The sequence below is a fragment of the Flavobacteriales bacterium genome (assembly GCA_025210805.1).
Taxonomy (GTDB): domain Bacteria; phylum Bacteroidota; class Bacteroidia; order Flavobacteriales; family CAJXXR01; genus JAOAQX01.
Map to the genome: position 1 here is coordinate 106228 of JAOAQX010000011.1, position 19058 is coordinate 125285.

Consider the following 19058-nt stretch of genomic DNA (forward strand, 5'->3'; position numbering starts at 1 on the left):
CCTAAAAACTACCTATAAATGGAAATGCTTAAAGAACTCGTTGAAAAACACTCATTCTTATTAATTGATTACTATGCTACTTGGTGTGAACCGTGTAAAATGCTTGACACAATACTTCAAGAAGTCGCAAATCACTTTGGAGAAGAGCTTAAAATTATAAAAATTGATGTTGATAAAAACCAAGAGCTTGTAGAGGCCTTTGGAATCAAAAGTGTCCCCATTTTACACCTCTATAAAGATGGCGACTTAATATGGAAATACAAAGGTTTTATGAATGTTCCTGACACCATCAAGCTTTTAGAAACTTACCTTGAAATGAAATAAATACCTTTCTAAAATTAGTCTACCGAGTAGATATTAAATGAGTGATTTTAGCTAATAATTGGGGTATTCTATATCTCCACAAAGATTATCCATCTAAAAGATACAAAAAACCATATTTCAGACAAGCTGGAATATGGTTTTTATATTTATGACGAGTAAGTAAATCGTATTACTCTAAAAAAAATCGTCCTATAGAATAATGAAACTCGAAAATTAGATTTTCCTTACGAATCTAGCAGGATTACCTACCCATAGTTCTCCATCTGGAATATCTTTTGTAACCACACTTCCAGCACCAATCATCGCTTCTTTTCCTATGGTTACTCCTCCAAGAATCGTGGCATTTGCTCCAACAGAAGCACCATTTTTAAGGAGTGTTTTTTGGAAATTTTCAGGATACTCTTTTGATCTAGGAAATTTGTCATTGGTAAAAGTTACATTGGGTCCTATAAAAACATTATCTTCTACCCGAATACCGTCCCAAAGATAAACCCCACACTTAACTGTAACATTGTTCCCTATAACCACGTCATTTTCTACAAAAGTATGGCTATTAAGGTTGCAGTTACTGCCAACTATTGCGTCTTTTAACACAATTGCAAATTGCCAAATTTGAGTATGTTCACCAATGTGCGAACTTTGAACATCTGCTAATTTATGTATCATTTTTTATTATATTATCTAAACATTACGCCTAATTGAAGACCAAAATAATTGAATCCACCTTTTCCGTTTTTCCAATATTTTTGATCACTCACTGTGTTAGATAATCCATTATTAAAAGTAAGTCCAAGTGTTAGTAAAGTTTCCTCTGTAAGCTCATACTCTACTCCTCCACCAAGGATTAAACTAATATCAAAACCATCTACAAACGAATGATCTGCAAATTCCTCTAAAGGTTCATTTTGTGTTTTTTCGGTCATTGAACTGTTCTCACTAATCTGAAAACTAGGTGCCATTCCTACATATACCCAATAAGCAAACATTCCTATTTGTCTTGTGGACATTTTAATAGCAACAGGGATTTCAATGTTTTCGTAATTATAGTCAATGCTATATTCCTTTTCATCATCTCCTTTGAATCGCATGATTGCTCCTCTCTTTGAATGATCTATCCCAAGCATAATACTATAGGGCTTATCTTCAAATTTTTTCTCACTCCTAAAACCCCAAGAAAATTTAACTTTCGATGATTTATCGGTAATTTTACTATCCGTTCTAAAATAAGAAATACTTGGTGAAAAATGCAATCCCACTCGTATTTTTGAATCCTGAGCCTGAGCAGAATAGAATAATGAAGTTAATAGAATTAATACAAATAATTTTTTCATGAATCGATTTAGTTTGTTGTTTTTTCTACAATATGTTACTTTTGTTTGAACTAAAGTAAAGCTAAGATATCAAAATTGATAGTATGAAGTCTATAACAAAACGACAAATGGTTAAAAATACCCTTGCAATTTTTATTTTTTTAGGATTATTCACAAGTTGTAATAATAAAAATGAAAAAAGTGAAACATCCCAGACAATTGATAACCGACAAGCGGTTATAAAAAATTTCGATAAAGATTTTTATCAACTTCCAGAAGACTCAATTGGTTTTATTACTCAATTAGAAAATCTAAAGAGTGACTATCAAGTATTCTTCTTTGGACAGCAACCCAATGCAACATGGTTAAAAAGAAGAACAAATAAACCTCTACAACAATTTGTAGATTCCCTTAATAAAGTTTTTGATGGACTTTCTTGGGAAAAAGAACTTCATGAAAGTGTTGATATCTATAAGAAACATATCAAAAATGATGTTTTACCGAATATTTTTGTATGGAACTCGGCATTTGAAATGAATGAAGGTGCATGGAATTATGGAAATGATATCATTATTGCAACTGATCAATATTTGGGAGCCAATCACTTATATTATGATCATCTACCAATGTATATTAGAAAAGAAAAAGATCCTAAATATCTAGTAGCGGACATTCTTAATGCATGGATGGAAAGTCGATTAATCACAAAAGCGACTACCGAGAAAAAAACTTTGTTAGATGATATGATTTTCGAAGGAAAAAAACTTTTTATGACAGAGCTCATGCTTAGCGGAAAGGCAAGCGATTCATTTTTAATGAAAACAGATGAAACGAAAATGTCTTGGACAAAAGAAAATGAAAAAGATATATGGAACTTCTTTATATCCAATGATTTATTATTCTCTACAGATGATGATGCCAAAATGAGATTTATGCGTCAAGCACCTTTCTCAAAATTTTATCTTAGCTTCGATCAGAAATCACCAGGAAGAATTGGAGAATGGGTAGGATTACAAATTGTGAAAGCCTATATGACAAACACAAATTCTACTGTGGAAGACATGATGGCCTTACAAGATGCTCAGAAATTCCTCAATGATTCCAAATACAAACCATAAGAATGAAAAAAGAAGAAATAAAATTTCACGTGAGCTTAGATGAGAATCATGTTCCAGATAAACTTGCATGGGAATCCACTGATAGTGGAAAATCTGAACTTAGAGAATGTGAAGCTTTTATGCTCAGTATTTGGGATAAAAAAGAAAATAATGCACTAAGAATTGATCTTTGGACCAAAGAAATGAAAGTGGATGAAATGAAATATTTTGTTCACCAAACACTCGCTTCTCTTTCAGAAACCTATCTTAGAGCGACAGATGATGAAGAATTGGCTACTGATATGAAAAAATTTAGTGCCTATTTTGCTAAAAAAGCACAACTGTATCAAGATAACTAATGAGTTTTCTAAAAAGAATATTGACCATCATTTTACTCATGATGATTGGTTCTTGTGCCAAAGTAATTATGCCTACTGGTGGAGGGAAAGACACCCTACCACCAGTAGTTACCAAAGAGACTCCTAAAAACAAACAGATTAATTTTACGGAAAATAGCTTCAGTGTTCGTTTTGATGAGTTCATCCAAAACTCCAATTTCGAAACCGAAGTTTTAGTTTCCCCAAAAATTGAAGATCTTAGATATCAATACAAAGGAAAAAAGATTAAAGTCTCGTGGGAAAAACCTTTGAAGGAGCAAACTACTTATAGCTTTCAGTTTGTTAATGTTATCAAGGACTACCACGAAGGAAACCCAATTCCTTTCTATGCCTATGTTTTTTCTACTGGTGATAAAATAGATTCTTTGAGCATCCAAGGAAAAGTTTCTAAACCTCTAGAAAATAAAACAGATCAATATTATATTGCTTTAGTAGAAGATCAGCAATTTAATGACAGTAGCTTTATCAAAAATGACAAAAGCTATTTAATGCAATCCAATACAGAAGGGATTTATAAATTTCATTTTCTACCGAAAAAAGAATACTACATTTATGCCTTTGAAGATGTCAATAAAAATGGAAAATGGGATAAAATTGAACCATTTTCATATCAGCCAAAACCTATAACCCCTAGTGACCAAGGAAAAGTTGACTTACATCTCTATCCTGTCATTCAAAAAAACGCTATTCTTTCTGTTCAGGAAATAGCTAAAGGATTACTGTATATTAAACAAAATCAAAAATTTGATTTAGAAAACCTTGTTGTTTTATCTGAAAACAATCGAGCCTTACCTGTTTTTGAATTCAATGATTCCTTATTTGTGAATTATAATGGAAAAGCCGACAGCTTAACTGTTTTAGCACATCAAGATACTTTTAATGTTTACTTAGCAGAAAAACACCACAAACCGAGTATTTGGAGCCCAAAAAAGATTCTGACTCCTCAAGACTCATTCATTTGTTTTACAAATTACCCCATTTCAATACAGAAACCTTTTGGATTAAAATCTAAGGATACAACTATTTATTTATCATTAAATGGTGAAAACAACCAACAGTTTATCATAGATCAACAGCATCTATCGATAGGTAATTACGAATTAATTTTCCCAGATTCTGCTCTATCTCTTTTTCAAAAACCTTTGAAAAACATAGCATCTATCCCGTTTGAAGTGAAACCTGAAATTGCTTTTTCGGTCTTAGAAATCAATGTTTCTTCTAAAAAAGACAGTACTCAAATTGTACAGCTTTTAAACAATAAGCTAGAGGTGATGCAAGAATCAAGTATTCAAGGCGGAGGAATGATCAAATTTCATTATATTCTTCCTGGAAAATACTATTTAAGAAAAATCGTTGATTTGAATAAAAATGGGGTTCATGACCTTGGTGATCCTGCCAAACATTTACAACCAGAACCTATTATACTACACCCAGAAGCACTTGACATGAAGCCAAACTGGGAAGTAGAAATTGACTTTTAACTCCATCAGTACATTTAATATCAAAAGAAAATTTATGAGTTGGACAGAATTTTGGAACAATCGTTTTGATCAAGAAGAATATGTTTATGGATTGAACCCTAATTCTTTTCTTAAACAGGAAATAGATAAACTCAAAGGACAAGAAGGACAGATTCTTTTACCTGCCGAAGGAGAAGGAAGAAACGCCTTGTATTGTAACCAAATCGGGTGGAAGGTTTCAGCTTTTGATATCAGCTCAGTAGGAAAAGAAAAAGCATTAAAACTTCATAAAAAGCACCAGTTTGAAGTAGATTATCGTGTAGGGCGTTTTTTAGAAGATATTGAATATCCGCCTGAAACATTTGATGCCATTGGTTTATGTTATGCGCATTTTCCTCCAAGTATTCGAGGGCAATATCATAAACAACTAGCAAAAACCGTTAAAAAAGGTGCTTATATTATTCTCGAAGGTTTTTCTAAAAAGCATTTCGAACTCAAAAAAACAAAACCCCATCTTGGAGGTCCAAAAGAAGAAGCATTAATGTTTTCTAAAGAAATGATGAAAAAAGATTTTGAGAATTTTGATTTTCTTACCTTAGTAGAAGAAAAAATATCCTTAAACTCTGGTGCACATCAAGACGAGGGATGGGTCATCAGAATGTTGGCTCAGAAAAAATAAATTCCATGCAAAGAAGTATTCAAAAAATAAAAGAACTTGTAAAAAAAGAACTGGCTCTTGTTATAGAAATCAGAAGATATTTACATCAAAACCCAGAGCTTTCATTTGAAGAATACAAAACCTCTGAATATATTCAAGGACTGCTAAAGAAATGGAATATTCCCTTTCAAGCAGGATATGTAAATACAGGAATCAAAGTCTTATTAACATCTGGAGAAGGAACGCAAAATCTGGCTTTAAGGGCTGATATAGATGCGCTCCCTATTCAAGAACAAAATGAGGTTGCCTATTGTTCTACCGAACCCAATACCATGCATGCTTGTGGGCATGATGCACACACCGCTTCTCTTTTGGTGGTTCTCAAGATTCTAAATGAAAACAAAGACCTTTGGGAAGGAAAACTGACAGCTATTTTTCAGCCAGGAGAAGAGGTACTTCCTGGTGGAGCAAAGCTGATGATAGACGAGAGCATTTTTGAACCCGAATTACCACAAGCAATTTTTGGGCAACATGTTTTTCCAGACTTGCCTGCAGGCAAAATAGGATTTCGATCGGGCTTATATATGGCTTCTTGTGATGAAATTCATCTTAGTTTTAAAGGAAAAGGCGGACATGCTGCATTGCCGCACACACATCAAGATACGATACTCGCCAGTGCTGAATTTATTACGCATGCACAAAAAATTGTTAGCAGAAAAATCTCTCCTTATGCACCCGTTGTTCTTTCTTTTGGATATATCCAAGGATTGGGGGCAACCAACGTAATTCCTGATGAAGTTCACCTTAAAGGAACTTTAAGATGCTTGGATGAAGAATGGAGAGCCGTAGCTCATCAAGAACTACGTAAAATTATTGATGCAACTTGCCTTGCTCATGATTGCTCGGCAGACTTGGATCTCAAACTGGGATATCCAAGTTTAAAAAACGATCCAGACTTAACAAAATTGTTAAGAAAATCGGCAGAAGAATACCTCGGAAAAGAAAATGTGGTAGAACTTGGAATGAGAATGACCGCCGAAGATTTTGCCTATTATTCTCAAATGATGCCAGCCTGCTTTTACCGTTTTGGAACCGCTGAACCCGGAAAAGAAAACGAAAAAAAACTCCATCATCCTCTTTTTGATATTGACGAAAGCTCTTTAGAAACTTCTGTGGGTATGATGACTTATTTAGCCCTTAATTATTTTAATTCTGAGGAGAAATAACTCTAGTGGTAAATAATACCATTTATGGTGTTAATTTACACACTGTCATAAGCCCCCTTGTGAAGAGCTTGTCCCGATTTTTCGGGAGGAAAAAGGGATGTTCACAAAGTAAACACCTCCGAAAAAGAAACGATAAAAATGTTATTCGATTATGAAACAAGATGCACCATCCCCCTTTCCCTCACGAAAAGTTGGGAAGGTTTATACCAGTGTGTAAATTAATACCGCAAATGATCTAATCATTTTCTTTAATACATAACACTAAAAAACCCCATTAACAGATCTGTTAATGGGGTTTATATTTTAAAGAATAATAACTATTTAGTAATTCGTCTTTCTTCTTACGTTAGAAACATATTTTGCAAGTCTCATTACTTGTCTTGAGTAACCATACTCATTATCATACCAAGCGTAGATTACAACAGATTTTCCATCTGTAGAAACATGAGTCGCATTGCTATCATAGATAGAAGCCGCAGCATTTCCTACAATATCACAAGATACAAGCTCTTTTGATGTATTGTATTCTATTTGCTCAACAAGGGCTCCTTCCAAGGCCGCTTTTCTCATTGTTTCATTAAACTCATCAAGGTTTGTTGCTTTATCTAAATTAAGATTTAGAATTGCCAAAGAACCATCTGGTGTAGGAACACGAACGGCATTCGCAGTAAGTTTCCCCTCTAATGAAGGAATTACTTTAACAACCGCTTTTCCTGCACCTGTAGAAGTAATTACCATATTTAATGCAGCAGCTCTACCTCTACGGTTTTTCTTATGCATATTGTCAACCAAGTTTTGGTCGTTTGTATAAGCATGTACTGTTTCTATATGTCCTTTTTCTACTCCAAAGTTCTCACTGACTACTTTTAGCATTGGTGTAATGGCATTTGTAGTACAAGAAGCTGCAGAGAAGATATCATGATCTTCTGGTTTATAATCCAAGTGATTCGCTCCAAAAACGATATTTGGAATTTCTTTACCTGGAGCTGTAAGGATTACTTTAGAAGTTCCTTTTGCTTGAAGATGTCTGCTCAAAGCTTCTTTATCTGTAAACACTCCAGTATTGTCTAATACTAAAGCATTGTTGATTCCATAAGCTGTATAATCGATATCCTCAGGGTTGTTTGCTTTGATTAGCAACACGTGATGTCCGTTGATGATCAATGCTTTGTTTTGGAAATCTTCTACAACTGTCCCTGGGAATTCTCCATGAACTGAGTCTGTTCTAAGTAAAGAAGCTCTTTTCGTGATCTCGGCATCGTCGTCTCTTCTTACCACGATCGCTCTAAGTCTCAATTGATCACCTTTTCCTGCTTGTGTGATAAGTTCACGAGCTAATAAACGACCGATTCTTCCAAAACCGTAAAGAACAACATCTTTAGATTCCATTTCTGATGCTGTATCAGATGAGAAGTCTTTTAATGCATTGACTACATGGGCTTCAATATTAGATTTGTCTTCACAGTTGAATACCAAATGACCTAAGTCTATTTTGGCAGCACCATAGTTTCCATTTTCTATTATTCTTGCTGCTGTTAAAGCATCAAATACATTAATTGGTTTTTTTACAAAATCCTTTGCATAGTCGAAAAGACTCAAGATTTCGCTCATTTTTTGGTCCAAAAGTCTTTTTCTGAACATAACCAATTCTACTTGACGGTCAAGCCAAAGATCGCTAACGATTTTGATAAGCTCTACAGCCGCTTTTTCTTCTTTTACACGTTGAATTAGTTCTTCTTCGTAATTTAAGATGCTCATTTTGATATTTTTTTTAGGGAATGATTCCCTTGAATAAACATGGGGCAAAAGTACAAAAGTTCCGCAAATTTTAGGGGTAAAAAGTTGTTGAATTTGAATCTATTATTGGAGTAATTGAAGCTTTTGACCTATTTTTTGGAATATCATATCTCAATTTTCGACAGAAATCTCTAAAAAATCAAACAAAAGGTTAGATTTTTATACCGATTACAGCATTTTAGAACAACTTGTAACTTAGGGTAAGTTTAAATAAGAAAACAAAAATATCATCCAAGAAAGAACGCCCCCATATTTTTTTAAAGAATAATTTTTTACTGACTACTGATTAAAGTTGAATAATATTTGATTTATCAATAAAATTTGTAGCTTTACTACATAAAACGAACCCTAATGATACTATACATACGTTTAAAAAACTTTTACTCGATTAAAGACGAGGTTGTGTTAGATATGCAGGCTGCAAATATCCGAGGGGAAAGAGCTCAAAAATTATCAAATAATATTGTCAAAAAACAAAAACACAATATCCTTAAAACGGCGGTAATTTATGGTGCGAATGCTTCAGGTAAATCAAATGTTATAAAAGCAATTAGGCAATGCTGCGGGTATGTTTTCAGCTCTCATAATTTTAATGAAAATACATTTTTTGACTATGAGGTGTTTAAATTTCAAAAAGAAAGTCAGCCCAGTGAGTTTCAAATGTGTTTTATGATTGATGAAGTAGAATTTGATTATTCTTTTTCCTTATCCAAAACACAAATTATTTCTGAAAAATTATACTATTACCCTAAAGGTAGAAAAGCAAAAATTTTTGAGAGAAATGAGTTGAAGTCAGGTAAGAAAAATGATATTTACAACTTCGCTAGCGTCATTAAACGCCCAATGGATGTTGCGATAAACACTTCAAAAAAGAATCTATTTATCTCCCGTGCAAGTCAAATGGATCGGGAAATTCCAAAACAAATTTTTCATTTTTTTCATTCAACATTTATTCTCGGCTATCAAGGTTATAATGCTTCTTCGGTTGAGCAATTGTTTCACAATAATAAAAAATTTTTATTGGAGGGTTTGAGAATCGCAGACAGCGACATTGTCGATATCATCATTCATAAAGAGTTGGTTCCCAATACAAGATTTACTTTTGACCCCTTAGAGGATATTCAAAAACCAAAGGTAGATTTTGGTATAGAAGAACATCTAAAAATAAGTACTTTTCACAAATCGAACCCATCTATTTCTTTTGATTTCAATACTGAAGAGTCTCAGGGAACGAAAAAATTATTTTTTATTCTTTTAAGCATCATTGATATTATTCAGAATAACAAGATATTACTTATTGATGAAATTGAAGATAGCCTTCACTCTAAAATTGTGGAATTTATTATCCAGTTGTTACACAAATCAAAACAAAGCCAACTAATTTTCACAACGCACAATACAAATCTTTTGGACTTAGATTTATTGAGAAAAGATCAAATAAATTTTGTTCACAAAAATGAATCAGGAAGTACCGAACTCTATTCTTTAATTGATTTTAAAGACTTCAGAGACAATATGAACCCAGAAAAAGGATACCTTCAAGGACGTTTTGATGCGGTACCTATAATAGATTTAGAAGAATCATTAATAGATAAAATATCAAATAATGGCAAGAAAAAAGAATAAAGCGAGATCCATGAACCCAACATATTTTGTGTTTTGTGAAGGTGATACAGAAAAGGAATATATCAAAATTTTGAAAAAACAATTCAGACATATCCCTATCGAAATAAAAGAAAAAATAGAAGGAAATCAAATAAATACAAGAAAAGTTGTTGATATCATTCAAGAGAAAGGATTGTATCTAAAGAATAAAGATAAAGTATTCTTACTCTATGATATTGATGTTCCCAAAATGTTAGAAAAACTTCTAAAAGTAAAAGATGCCATTTTGTTAGTAAGTAATCCTTGTATAGAATTTTGGTTTTTACTACACTGTGAAGCTCAAAATGCACACATTTCAACTTCCAATGCTATTAAGAAATTAGAAAAAAACTGGAAGAATTACAAGAAAGGAAAGCTCACAGAACAGATGGCGAAAATCTTGCAGAATAATCAAAAGCAAGCAATTTTGAAAGCAAAAAAACTAAAAGCGCATTCAAATCCATCATCTACTATTTATAGAATAATCGAAATCTTATCTGAAAAAAGAATAAGTACAAATTAATCAAGGCTCATAATAACCTAAAAGCTAGCAATGATAATCACCTAAAAATCGTTTGCAATATAATTTTCAAAATACCCATTTAAACTCAATACCACAAAGATTTCCGAATTGCTTTGACTCTTAAAATTAAAGCTTTCTTTATCCCAAAATTAGTTTAATAAACCTCCTTAAATCAAAATTTTTTAATGTCTTGAAAATGTCGTATTTTCGCATGGATTTTTGAATTAAAATACTATGCAAGAACAGACTCCATATAAACCAAAAAACAAAGTAAGAATCGTAACAGCTGCTTCCCTATTCGATGGGCATGATGCAGCCATTAATGTTATGAGAAGAATTATTCAATCTACTGGAGTAGAAGTCATTCATCTTGGACACGATAGAAGTGTTGAAGAGGTGGTAAATACCGCTATTCAGGAAGATGTGCAAGCCATTGCGATGACTTCTTACCAAGGTGGACACAACGAATATTTCAAGTATATGTATGATTTACTCCAAGAAAAAGGAGCTGGACATATCAAGGTTTTTGGTGGTGGAGGCGGTGTAATCCTTCCTTCGGAAATCAAGGAGCTGATGGATTACGGAATTTGCCGAATCTACTCGCCCGATGATGGTAGAGAAATGGGATTGCAAGGTATGATTAATGATTTGGTAGAAAAATCGGACTTTCCTGTAGGTAAAATACTCAATGGTGGGATAGAAAAAATCCAAGAGAAGGATGTAAACGCCATTGCTCGTGCGATTTCTACGGCAGAAAACTTTCCTGAAAATGCAGAAGATTTGATGAAAACGGTTCATAAACTGAATGCTTCATCAACCACACCAGTACTTGGAATAACAGGTACGGGTGGAGCTGGAAAATCTTCTTTGGTGGACGAATTGGTTCGTAGATTTATATTGGATTTCCCAGAGAAACAAATTGCTTTAATCTCCGTAGATCCTTCGAAAAGAAAGACAGGAGGAGCACTTTTGGGTGATAGAATCCGTATGAATGCCATCAACGATCCTAGGGTTTATATGCGTTCTTTGGCAACTCGTCAAAGTAATTTGGCACTTTCAAAATACGTTCAAGAAGCTGTTGAGATTCTCAAGGCGGCACAATACGATCTTATTATCCTAGAAACTTCGGGTATTGGACAATCCGATACGGAGATTTTGGAACATTCGGATACTTCACTTTATGTGATGACACCCGAGTTTGGAGCGGCAACCCAGTTGGAAAAAATCGATATGCTTGATTTTGCAGACCTAGTAGCGATCAACAAGTTTGATAAGCGTGGGGCGCTGGATGCACTTCGTGATGTAAAAAAGCAATATATGCGAAACTTAGGTCTTTGGGATGTAAACCAAGACGATTTGCCTGTTTTTGGAACGATTGCTTCTCAATTCAATGATCCTGGAATGAATAGTCTCTATAAGGCTATTATGACCAAACTGAATGAAAAAACGGAAGGTGTTTTTGCTTCTTCTTTTGAGATTTCTAAGGAAATGTCTGAAAAAACTTTTGTAATCCCTCCTGCCAGAACTCGTTATCTTTCTGAAATTGCAGAAAATAACCGTTCTTATGATTCTTGGGCAAAAACCGAAGTGGAAGTGGCTCAAAAACTTTATGGAATTTATAAGACCATTGCTACCGTTTCGGGTACCGAGCCAACACTTTCAGCTCATGGATTGGAACTGGACACTACGGCTCTTTCGGAAGACAATAAAACTTTGGTGGATTTGCTCATCAAAGAATTTGATAAAAATAAAATGAACCTCAATCCTCACAACTGGGAAGTGATTATTTCTTGGGGAGAAAAGGTGATGAAATATAAAAATCCGGTTTATACTTTTAAGGTTAGAGATAAGGAGATTAATATCAAAACTTCTTCAAAATCTCTTTCTCAGTTGGATATTCCAAAGGTAGCCTTACCAAAATACCAAGCTTGGGGAGATATTCTTCAATGGATTTTACAAGAAAATGTACCTGGAGAATTCCCTTATACTTCGGGGCTTTACCCTTTCAAAAGACAGGGAGAAGATCCTACAAGAATGTTTGCAGGAGAAGGTGGACCAGAACGTACCAATAGACGTTTTCACTATGTGAGTCTTGGAATGCCTGCCAAGCGTCTTTCTACCGCTTTTGACTCGGTAACGCTTTATGGAAACGACCCCGATTTACGTCCTGATATTTATGGAAAAATAGGAAATGCAGGGGTTTCTATCTGTTGTTTGGATGATGCCAAAAAACTCTATTCTGGGATTGATTTGGCAGATCCGAAGACTTCGGTTTCTATGACCATCAACGGACCAGCACCTATGATGCTTGGTTTCTTTATGAATGCTGCTATTGATCAACAATGTGAGCTTTATATCAAAGAAAATGGACTAGAAAGTGAGGTGGAAGCCAAAATAGAAGCCATTTACCAAGAATTGGGTGTAGCAAGACCAAGATATCAAGGTGATTTACCTGAAGGTAATGATGGATTGGGATTGATGCTTCTAGGTGTTACGGGAGATCAGGTATTACCAGCAGAGGTGTATCAAGAGATCAAAATAAGAACCTTAGCACAGGTAAGAGGTACGGTTCAGGCGGATATCCTCAAAGAAGATCAAGCCCAAAATACCTGTATTTTCTCTACGGAATTTGCCCTTCGTTTAATGGGAGATGTGCAGGAGTATTTTATTGAGAATAATGTAAGAAATTTCTATTCGGTTTCTATTTCGGGTTACCATATTGCCGAAGCAGGTGCCAATCCTATTACGCAATTGGCATTTACCCTTGCCAACGGATTTACTTATGTAGAATACTACCTCAGTAGAGGAATGGATATCAATAAATTTGGACCGAATTTATCTTTCTTTTTCTCCAACGGTATTGATCCAGAATATGCCGTTATCGGTCGGGTAGCCAGAAGAATTTGGTCTAAGGCTTTAGCGAAGAAATACGGAGCCAGCCCAAGAGCTCAAATGTTGAAATATCATATCCAAACTTCGGGGCGTTCGCTTCATGCTCAAGAGATTGATTTTAATGATATCCGAACCACGCTTCAAGCTTTGTATGCGATTTATGATAACTGTAACTCATTACATACCAATGCTTACGATGAAGCCATTACTACCCCTACGGAGGAATCGGTGCGTAGAGCTATGGCTATCCAGTTGATTATCAATAGAGAATTGGGTCTTGCGAAAAATGAAAACCCAATCCAAGGGGCTTTTATCATAGAAGAATTAACGGACTTGGTAGAAGAAGCGGTACTAACAGAATTTGACCGTATTACCGAGCGTGGTGGGGTTTTGGGTGCGATGGAAACCATGTACCAAAGATCGAAAATACAGGAAGAAAGTCTGTATTACGAAACCCTAAAACATACGGGTGAGTTCCCAATCATTGGGGTAAACACCTTCTTGAGTTCTAAAGGATCGCCAACGGTGATTCCTGCTGAAGTTATCCGTGCTACCGAAGAGGAAAAGCAATACCAAATAGAAATGCTTAAAGAACTTCACCAAGCTGGAGGAAACCACCTAGAAGAAAATATTGCCAAACTACAAGAAGCCGCTGTAAACAACCAAAATATCTTTGCCGAAATCATGGAAGCAGCAAAAACCTGTTCTATCGGACAAATTACCTCGGCGCTCTTCCAAGTAGGAGGACAGTATAGGAGGAATATGTAGTTTTTTTGGGGGATTGTAGTTAATAATAATCCCCCTTTCGAATAGCTTGTTCTGATTTTTCGGAAGGGAAGGGGGATGTTATACAACGTAAACATCCTGCTTGGCTTTGATTGAAATATTGCGAATGCCTAATATTTGAAGCGGAAACACAACTATTTTCTTATATTTTGTGTTGCTGGTGTGTGTTGTGAATACCTTATATTTGAAGTGGAAACACAACAAGATTTGGACAGTTTGACACGTCAAGGTGGTTGTGAATACCCTATATTTGAAGTGGAAACACAACTTTCAAATCATAAATATCTTTATACCCCTTGTTGTGAATACCCTATATTTGAAGTGGAAACACAACTTACTGAAGACTATTCTTGTAAAATCTGACGTTGTGAATACCCTATATTTGAAGTGGAAACACAACTGTAGCAAGTGTCTGATTTGTATTTATCCCGTTGTGAATAACCTATATTTGAAGTGGAAACACAACTTTATTCGAGCTTTTAAGAAATGCGTATCGGTTGTGAATACCCTATATTTGCAGTGGAAACACAACGTTGATAGCACTTGTTATTCTCAAAGGAATGTTGTGAATACCCTATATTTGCAGTGGAAACACAACTGGTTTTTAATCTTTAGACTTTCATCAACGGTTGTGAATACCCTATATTTGCAGTGGAAACACAACCCAAACGAACAACATCCTAGAGGAAATAAGACTTCTAGGATGTTTTTTTACGTAAATAGGATTAAAAAAATGGGGAAAAGCAAGTATGAATTATTATTAACTGAATCTTGAAAATCAATAAAAAAGCACTAAATTAGTACAGATACAATTATAGATAATCAATAATATGCAAGAACAAAAAAACACAAATACTTATCTGTTTGAAGAAACAGAGAGTAAGCACTTTTATGCTGGAATATTTAATAATTTCCGACATAATTGGGAGATGGCTTGGTCGTCCATCGCTCAGGAATTTCAACTACCTATAAACACTCAATACCCTGAAGATTTAAGAGGCATCAAGGATAAGTCAATCAATTTTTCTTTAACAGATTGGGAGCGATTTATCAATAAACTTTCTTATTTCTTCCCCTTTGTTTCTTATTTGCCCAAAAAGAAAGAAGATCACGAGGAATTTTGGAAAATAATAAATGCCATTAACAAAATTTCTAACGAGTATAGAAATTACAGCTCTCATTATCACAGGGTTTTAAAAGTAGAATGTGAAGAGTTCCAAAAAGCATTGGAACTTATTACTCCAATATTGGACGACCTGTTTATAAAAGCAATTCTTCATACTTGTCATCAAAGAAAACAAAGCAAAGAACAAATAGAATTTTTTAGAGATAAATATAAAGAAGATTTCAATGAAATTCTAATCGAAGCTAATGAAAGGCTAGAAAAGAAAAACAAAGATCCGATTCGTAAAGAAGACGAATACAACTTTGTATTTAACCATTTAAAAAGAAGATATATAGAAGAAAAAGAGGATAAAACTCTTATTCTCAGAAAGGCAAAATTTGAAGATGGTTTTCTTAAAGCCGATGCTTTTTTACTCTTTGTTTCCTTTGGACTATCCAAAAGGGAGTTTCAATACCTTTTGAGTCATACCAAATATTACAAAGCAAATCATAAATTACCCTATGCATTTACCCAATGGGCGTTGGGGCAGTATTGTTTTAGACAACCTAAAAGCATGCTCAATAGTGCATTTTCAAAGGATGCTTTACTATTGCAAATAGCGGAAGAATTTAGCAAATGTCCAAAGGAGATTTATGAGCATCTAAGTAGTGAAGATCAATATGAATTTTTTGAAGCTACCAATCGCTATGAGGTAGAGCAAAGCAATAAAAATGTGAAAAGTATCTCTGAGTTCGAAATTGAACACGATATTACCAGAGTAAGATATCGAGATAGATTTGCCTATTATGCCATCAGGTATTTGGATGAGTTTGTTTTTAAAGACAAAATTCGTTTTCAAGTGAATGTAGGCGTTTATCGTCATGATAAAACAAACAAGGAAAATGATTATTTTTCAACGGATAGAGTAATTGATGAAAAATTGTTTGTTTTTGAGAAATTATCAGAAGTACAAAGAATCAAAGATCAATACTTTGAAAATAAAGATATAGAGGATTCTTTGGGTTGGAGACCTTATCCCAATGCTCATTATCAGTTTCATAAAAACAATATAGCGGTTTGGGTTTCAGGATTAGAGGAAGAAACAGATAGTAAACCTAAAAAAAGAAAACGCCCACCTAAATCAGAATTATTAGAAGAGTTAAAACTCGAGCAATTTAAAAGAAAAGCATGTTTTTATTTAAGTCTCAATGAACTTCCACAATTGCTTTATTATGTTCTCGTTAAGAAAAAATCAGAGAAGATAATTCATGATATTTTAAAGAACAAAATCCAACATAAAAAAGACAATATTCTCACTGAAGAGCAGCTTAATTCAAAAAAAATGCGTGGTTTTCAAAAGGGAGATCAGGTATTTTTAAAAGATAAACTGGTAAATCGCATTAAGATTGAACTGAATGAAAATCATTCAATCATAGATAAAATTAGGAAAGACTATTCTGACAATAAGATAATCCAAGCAGAGGAAAAAGGCTTAACTAATGTAGAAAAAGGTAAAGTAGCCGTTTTACTTACCAAAGATATCCGTCGATTTACAAGAAAAGATGCCCGTAAGGACTGGAAAGGTTGGCAGATTGCAGAATTGCAAAGGTATTTTGCGTTCTATGATAGATACCGCAATGAATTGGCAGGATATTGCAAGGAGGTTTTGGAAATTCATAATGAGTTAAGCACTTTGTTTCCTATTTTTAATTTTCAAGCTAAGGATTTGTTTGAGTTTCTAAAAAATTATGAAAAACAGAAGAATAAATACCTAACAAAGCTTCTAAAGTATGATATAGATAATATTACGATTGATCATCCTATTTTTGATGCTTTTCCAAAACGAATTTATTATGCCGACAAAAAGGACTATTTAAAAAATGTAAAATCGCATCCCGTATTTTTAGATAGAGGAATTTTTGATGACAAACATCCTACTGCGGGAAATGGAAAAGATTTTGTTTCAAAAAATAAATTCTTCACCTTTACTCAAGAGGCACTAAAAAGCAAACAGAAATTCTATGATTTTACGAGGATTTACCCATTTCCTGATGAAAGAAATAAGGTAGAACTTACTCAAGAAACCAATTCTATATCCGACGTTTGTGGAAAACCTAAACAAGGAACTCCACAATATCTTGCCAAAGGAGCCATCTATAAAAACGAGAAAAGAATTAGAGAAATTCAAAGGCAAGATGCTATTTTATTGGAGATTATTAAAAAAGAACATAATAGCGAGCATTTAAAACTAGCGGAAACATTCTACACCAAAGAAGAAAAGGAAGTTAACGCGAGAGGAAAAGGTAAGTCTATTCTTGCTAAAAAAATCACTGTTAGTCTAGTTGATGGGAAACTCAAAATTAAATGTGCTTTAAAAGACCTTCGGAAATACAAAAGGTTAGAAAGAGATAGCAGAGTAAAGACGCTAGCAACCTATCAAGACAAATCAATAACCAGAGAGGAATTAGATCAAGAATTAGCGGATTATGAAAAAGTTAGGTTTGAGGAGATGTTTTATCAAATTTTTAAGCTTGAGAAAAAAATATTTTCTTGTCATTTGGATGGGGCTAAAAAAAAGATGGAAACCGAGCCTAATTTTAAAAAAGAAGTGTATGAATACATCAACAGCAAGAATATAAAAAGCTACAATTCAGAGGAAACTAATTCACTTAAAAGCAATACTTTAATAAGAGATGAAATCTTAATTAAAATTCTTATTGAAATAAGAAATAGATTTGCTCATAATCAGCTACCAAACAAAGCTTATTTTGAACAAAGCAATAAATTATATAAAAAAGACGAAAAAGAAACTTTTAGTACTTATTATTTAAAAGTAACAGAGAAGATTTGCAATTGGTTAATTAATTTGAAATAGAAAACACCCATGTCAGCAATAGAACAATATTATCAAGAAATCTGTAATCAAAACCGAATCCGTTTAAAAGTGGTTGGAGATGATTTTGCGGGAGATTTTATTGGCGGTGGTGCAGGAAGAGTCTTCACAAAAACCTATTATTTTCAGAAAGAATACAAGGATTTAAAAATTGAATTCAAACAAGCATTTGGAAGTACAAATCTCTCTGAGGGAATGTGTAATTTATCCAATACACCAGGGATTTATGCGTTCTCAGTAAAAACAAAAAGTCTATTTTCTTCTTGGTTTTCTAAAGACAAAAACCGATTGCAAATACTGTGTAAAAACGAAGTTTTTGCAAAAAGAATCCAAGAATTACTGGTAGAATCTGGGATCGAGGACTTAATGAATGATTTTCCGCTTGAGCCCATGATTGAGTTAAGCTTTGAGGATAATAATTGGCAATTGAACACCCGCCACAGCCTACATTTTGCCAATAAAGAAAAGATTTTCTTTCCTTTTTATCGATTTTATGTGCTTTTGATAGATGAGTTGTATTAAAATCTTTCGAGAAAGATAAGCTTTCTTTTGAGTAGTTTGTCCCGAAAATTCGGGTGGTGGGATATTCTCAATGTAACAATCTCGGACAAAAAATGTAATTCGACTATCAAACTGATAGGAACTCCCCCTTCCCTCCCGATAAATCGGGACAAGCCTGAAATTAAAATCCCCCTTTGAAGGGGGGAAGGGGGATGTTGCATCTTGTTTAATAATCGGATAGCATTTCTTTAGTTTCTTTTTATAGGTGGTGTTCACTTTGTGTAACATCCCCCCTTCCCCCTTCAAAGGGGGATTTGCATGTAAGCACCCTCGAAAAGAAAATTAAAAAAATGCAATTCGACTTTCGAACTGGTCATTACATCTCCTTAACCCTCCCGAAAAGTCAGAACAAGCCTGAAATTAAAATCCCCCTTTGAAGGGGGA

At 34.1% G+C, this 19058-nt stretch carries 14 protein-coding genes and 1 CRISPR repeat array; of the genes, 11 read left to right on the forward strand and 3 right to left on the reverse strand.

Annotation, left to right across the window (positions count from 1 at the left end; all coding sequences use genetic code 11):
• The first annotated feature begins 18 nt into the window (after positions 1-18).
• Complete coding sequence (locus N4A45_06020) at positions 19-324, forward strand: thioredoxin family protein (protein ID MCT4664772.1); 306 nt, start codon at positions 19-21, stop codon at positions 322-324.
• Between the two features lie 213 nt (positions 325-537).
• Here N4A45_06020 and N4A45_06025 read toward each other — a convergent pair whose 3' ends face one another.
• On the reverse strand, positions 538-990 hold the full coding sequence (locus tag N4A45_06025; GenBank protein MCT4664773.1) for an N-acetyltransferase: 453 nt from the start codon (positions 988-990) through the stop codon (positions 538-540).
• An 11-nt stretch (positions 991-1001) separates the two neighbouring features.
• Complete coding sequence (locus tag N4A45_06030) at positions 1002-1655, reverse strand: PorT family protein (GenBank protein ID MCT4664774.1); 654 nt, start codon at positions 1653-1655, stop codon at positions 1002-1004.
• 83 nt (positions 1656-1738) lie between these two features.
• Between N4A45_06030 and N4A45_06035 the strand changes: the two genes are divergently transcribed.
• From N4A45_06035 to N4A45_06055, 5 genes are read left to right on the forward strand one after another with little or no spacing between them, the layout of a single operon-like run.
• On the forward strand, positions 1739-2752 hold the full coding sequence (locus N4A45_06035; GenBank protein MCT4664775.1) for a DUF2268 domain-containing putative Zn-dependent protease: 1014 nt from the start codon (positions 1739-1741) through the stop codon (positions 2750-2752).
• Between the two features lie 2 nt (positions 2753-2754).
• Positions 2755-3090: a gliding motility protein GldC gene (gldC, locus tag N4A45_06040; protein ID MCT4664776.1), complete on the forward strand. Its 336-nt coding sequence runs from the start codon at positions 2755-2757 to the stop codon at positions 3088-3090.
• A complete protein-coding gene (locus N4A45_06045) occupies positions 3090-4610 on the forward strand; it encodes an Ig-like domain-containing protein (protein ID MCT4664777.1) in 1521 nt (506 codons plus the stop codon). Before gldC ends, N4A45_06045 begins: the two co-directional genes overlap by 1 nt.
• Positions 4611-4644: 34 nt before the next feature.
• On the forward strand, positions 4645-5268 hold the full coding sequence (locus N4A45_06050) for a class I SAM-dependent methyltransferase (protein MCT4664778.1): 624 nt from the start codon (positions 4645-4647) through the stop codon (positions 5266-5268).
• Positions 5269-5273: 5 nt separating this feature from the next.
• Positions 5274-6473 (forward strand): M20 family metallopeptidase, encoded by a 1200-nt coding sequence (locus N4A45_06055; GenBank protein ID MCT4664779.1) that lies wholly within the window; start codon positions 5274-5276, stop codon positions 6471-6473.
• A gap of 321 nt (positions 6474-6794) precedes the next feature.
• On the opposite strand, the gene N4A45_06060 is transcribed toward N4A45_06055, so the two are convergent.
• Positions 6795-8231 (reverse strand): glyceraldehyde-3-phosphate dehydrogenase, encoded by a 1437-nt coding sequence (locus N4A45_06060; protein ID MCT4664780.1) that lies wholly within the window; start codon positions 8229-8231, stop codon positions 6795-6797.
• Between the two features lie 390 nt (positions 8232-8621).
• On the opposite strand from N4A45_06060, the gene N4A45_06065 reads away from it, so the two are divergent.
• The 5 genes from N4A45_06065 (at position 8622) to N4A45_06085 (ending at position 18635) form a co-directional block, all read left to right on the forward strand.
• The gene (locus tag N4A45_06065) at positions 8622-9896 is read left to right on the forward strand and encodes an ATP-binding protein (GenBank protein ID MCT4664781.1); all 1275 of its coding nucleotides are present in this window, start codon (positions 8622-8624) and stop codon (positions 9894-9896) included.
• Positions 9877-10437, forward strand: a complete 561-nt coding sequence (locus N4A45_06070) for an RloB family protein (GenBank protein ID MCT4664782.1) — start codon at positions 9877-9879, stop codon at positions 10435-10437. The genes N4A45_06065 and N4A45_06070 overlap by 20 nt, the downstream gene beginning before the upstream one ends.
• A gap of 234 nt (positions 10438-10671) precedes the next feature.
• A complete protein-coding gene (locus tag N4A45_06075; protein ID MCT4664783.1) occupies positions 10672-14097 on the forward strand; it encodes a methylmalonyl-CoA mutase family protein in 3426 nt (1141 codons plus the stop codon).
• Positions 14098-14227: 130 nt separating this feature from the next.
• Positions 14228-14779: a CRISPR direct-repeat array (repeat unit 23 nt; unit sequence TATATTTGAAGTGGAAACACAAC).
• Positions 14780-14945: 166 nt separating this feature from the next.
• Positions 14946-18095 (forward strand): type VI-B CRISPR-associated RNA-guided ribonuclease Cas13b, encoded by a 3150-nt coding sequence (gene cas13b / locus N4A45_06080; GenBank protein MCT4664784.1) that lies wholly within the window; start codon positions 14946-14948, stop codon positions 18093-18095.
• A 9-nt stretch (positions 18096-18104) separates the two neighbouring features.
• Positions 18105-18635 (forward strand): hypothetical protein, encoded by a 531-nt coding sequence (locus N4A45_06085; protein MCT4664785.1) that lies wholly within the window; start codon positions 18105-18107, stop codon positions 18633-18635.
• Positions 18636-19058 lie beyond the last annotated feature (423 nt).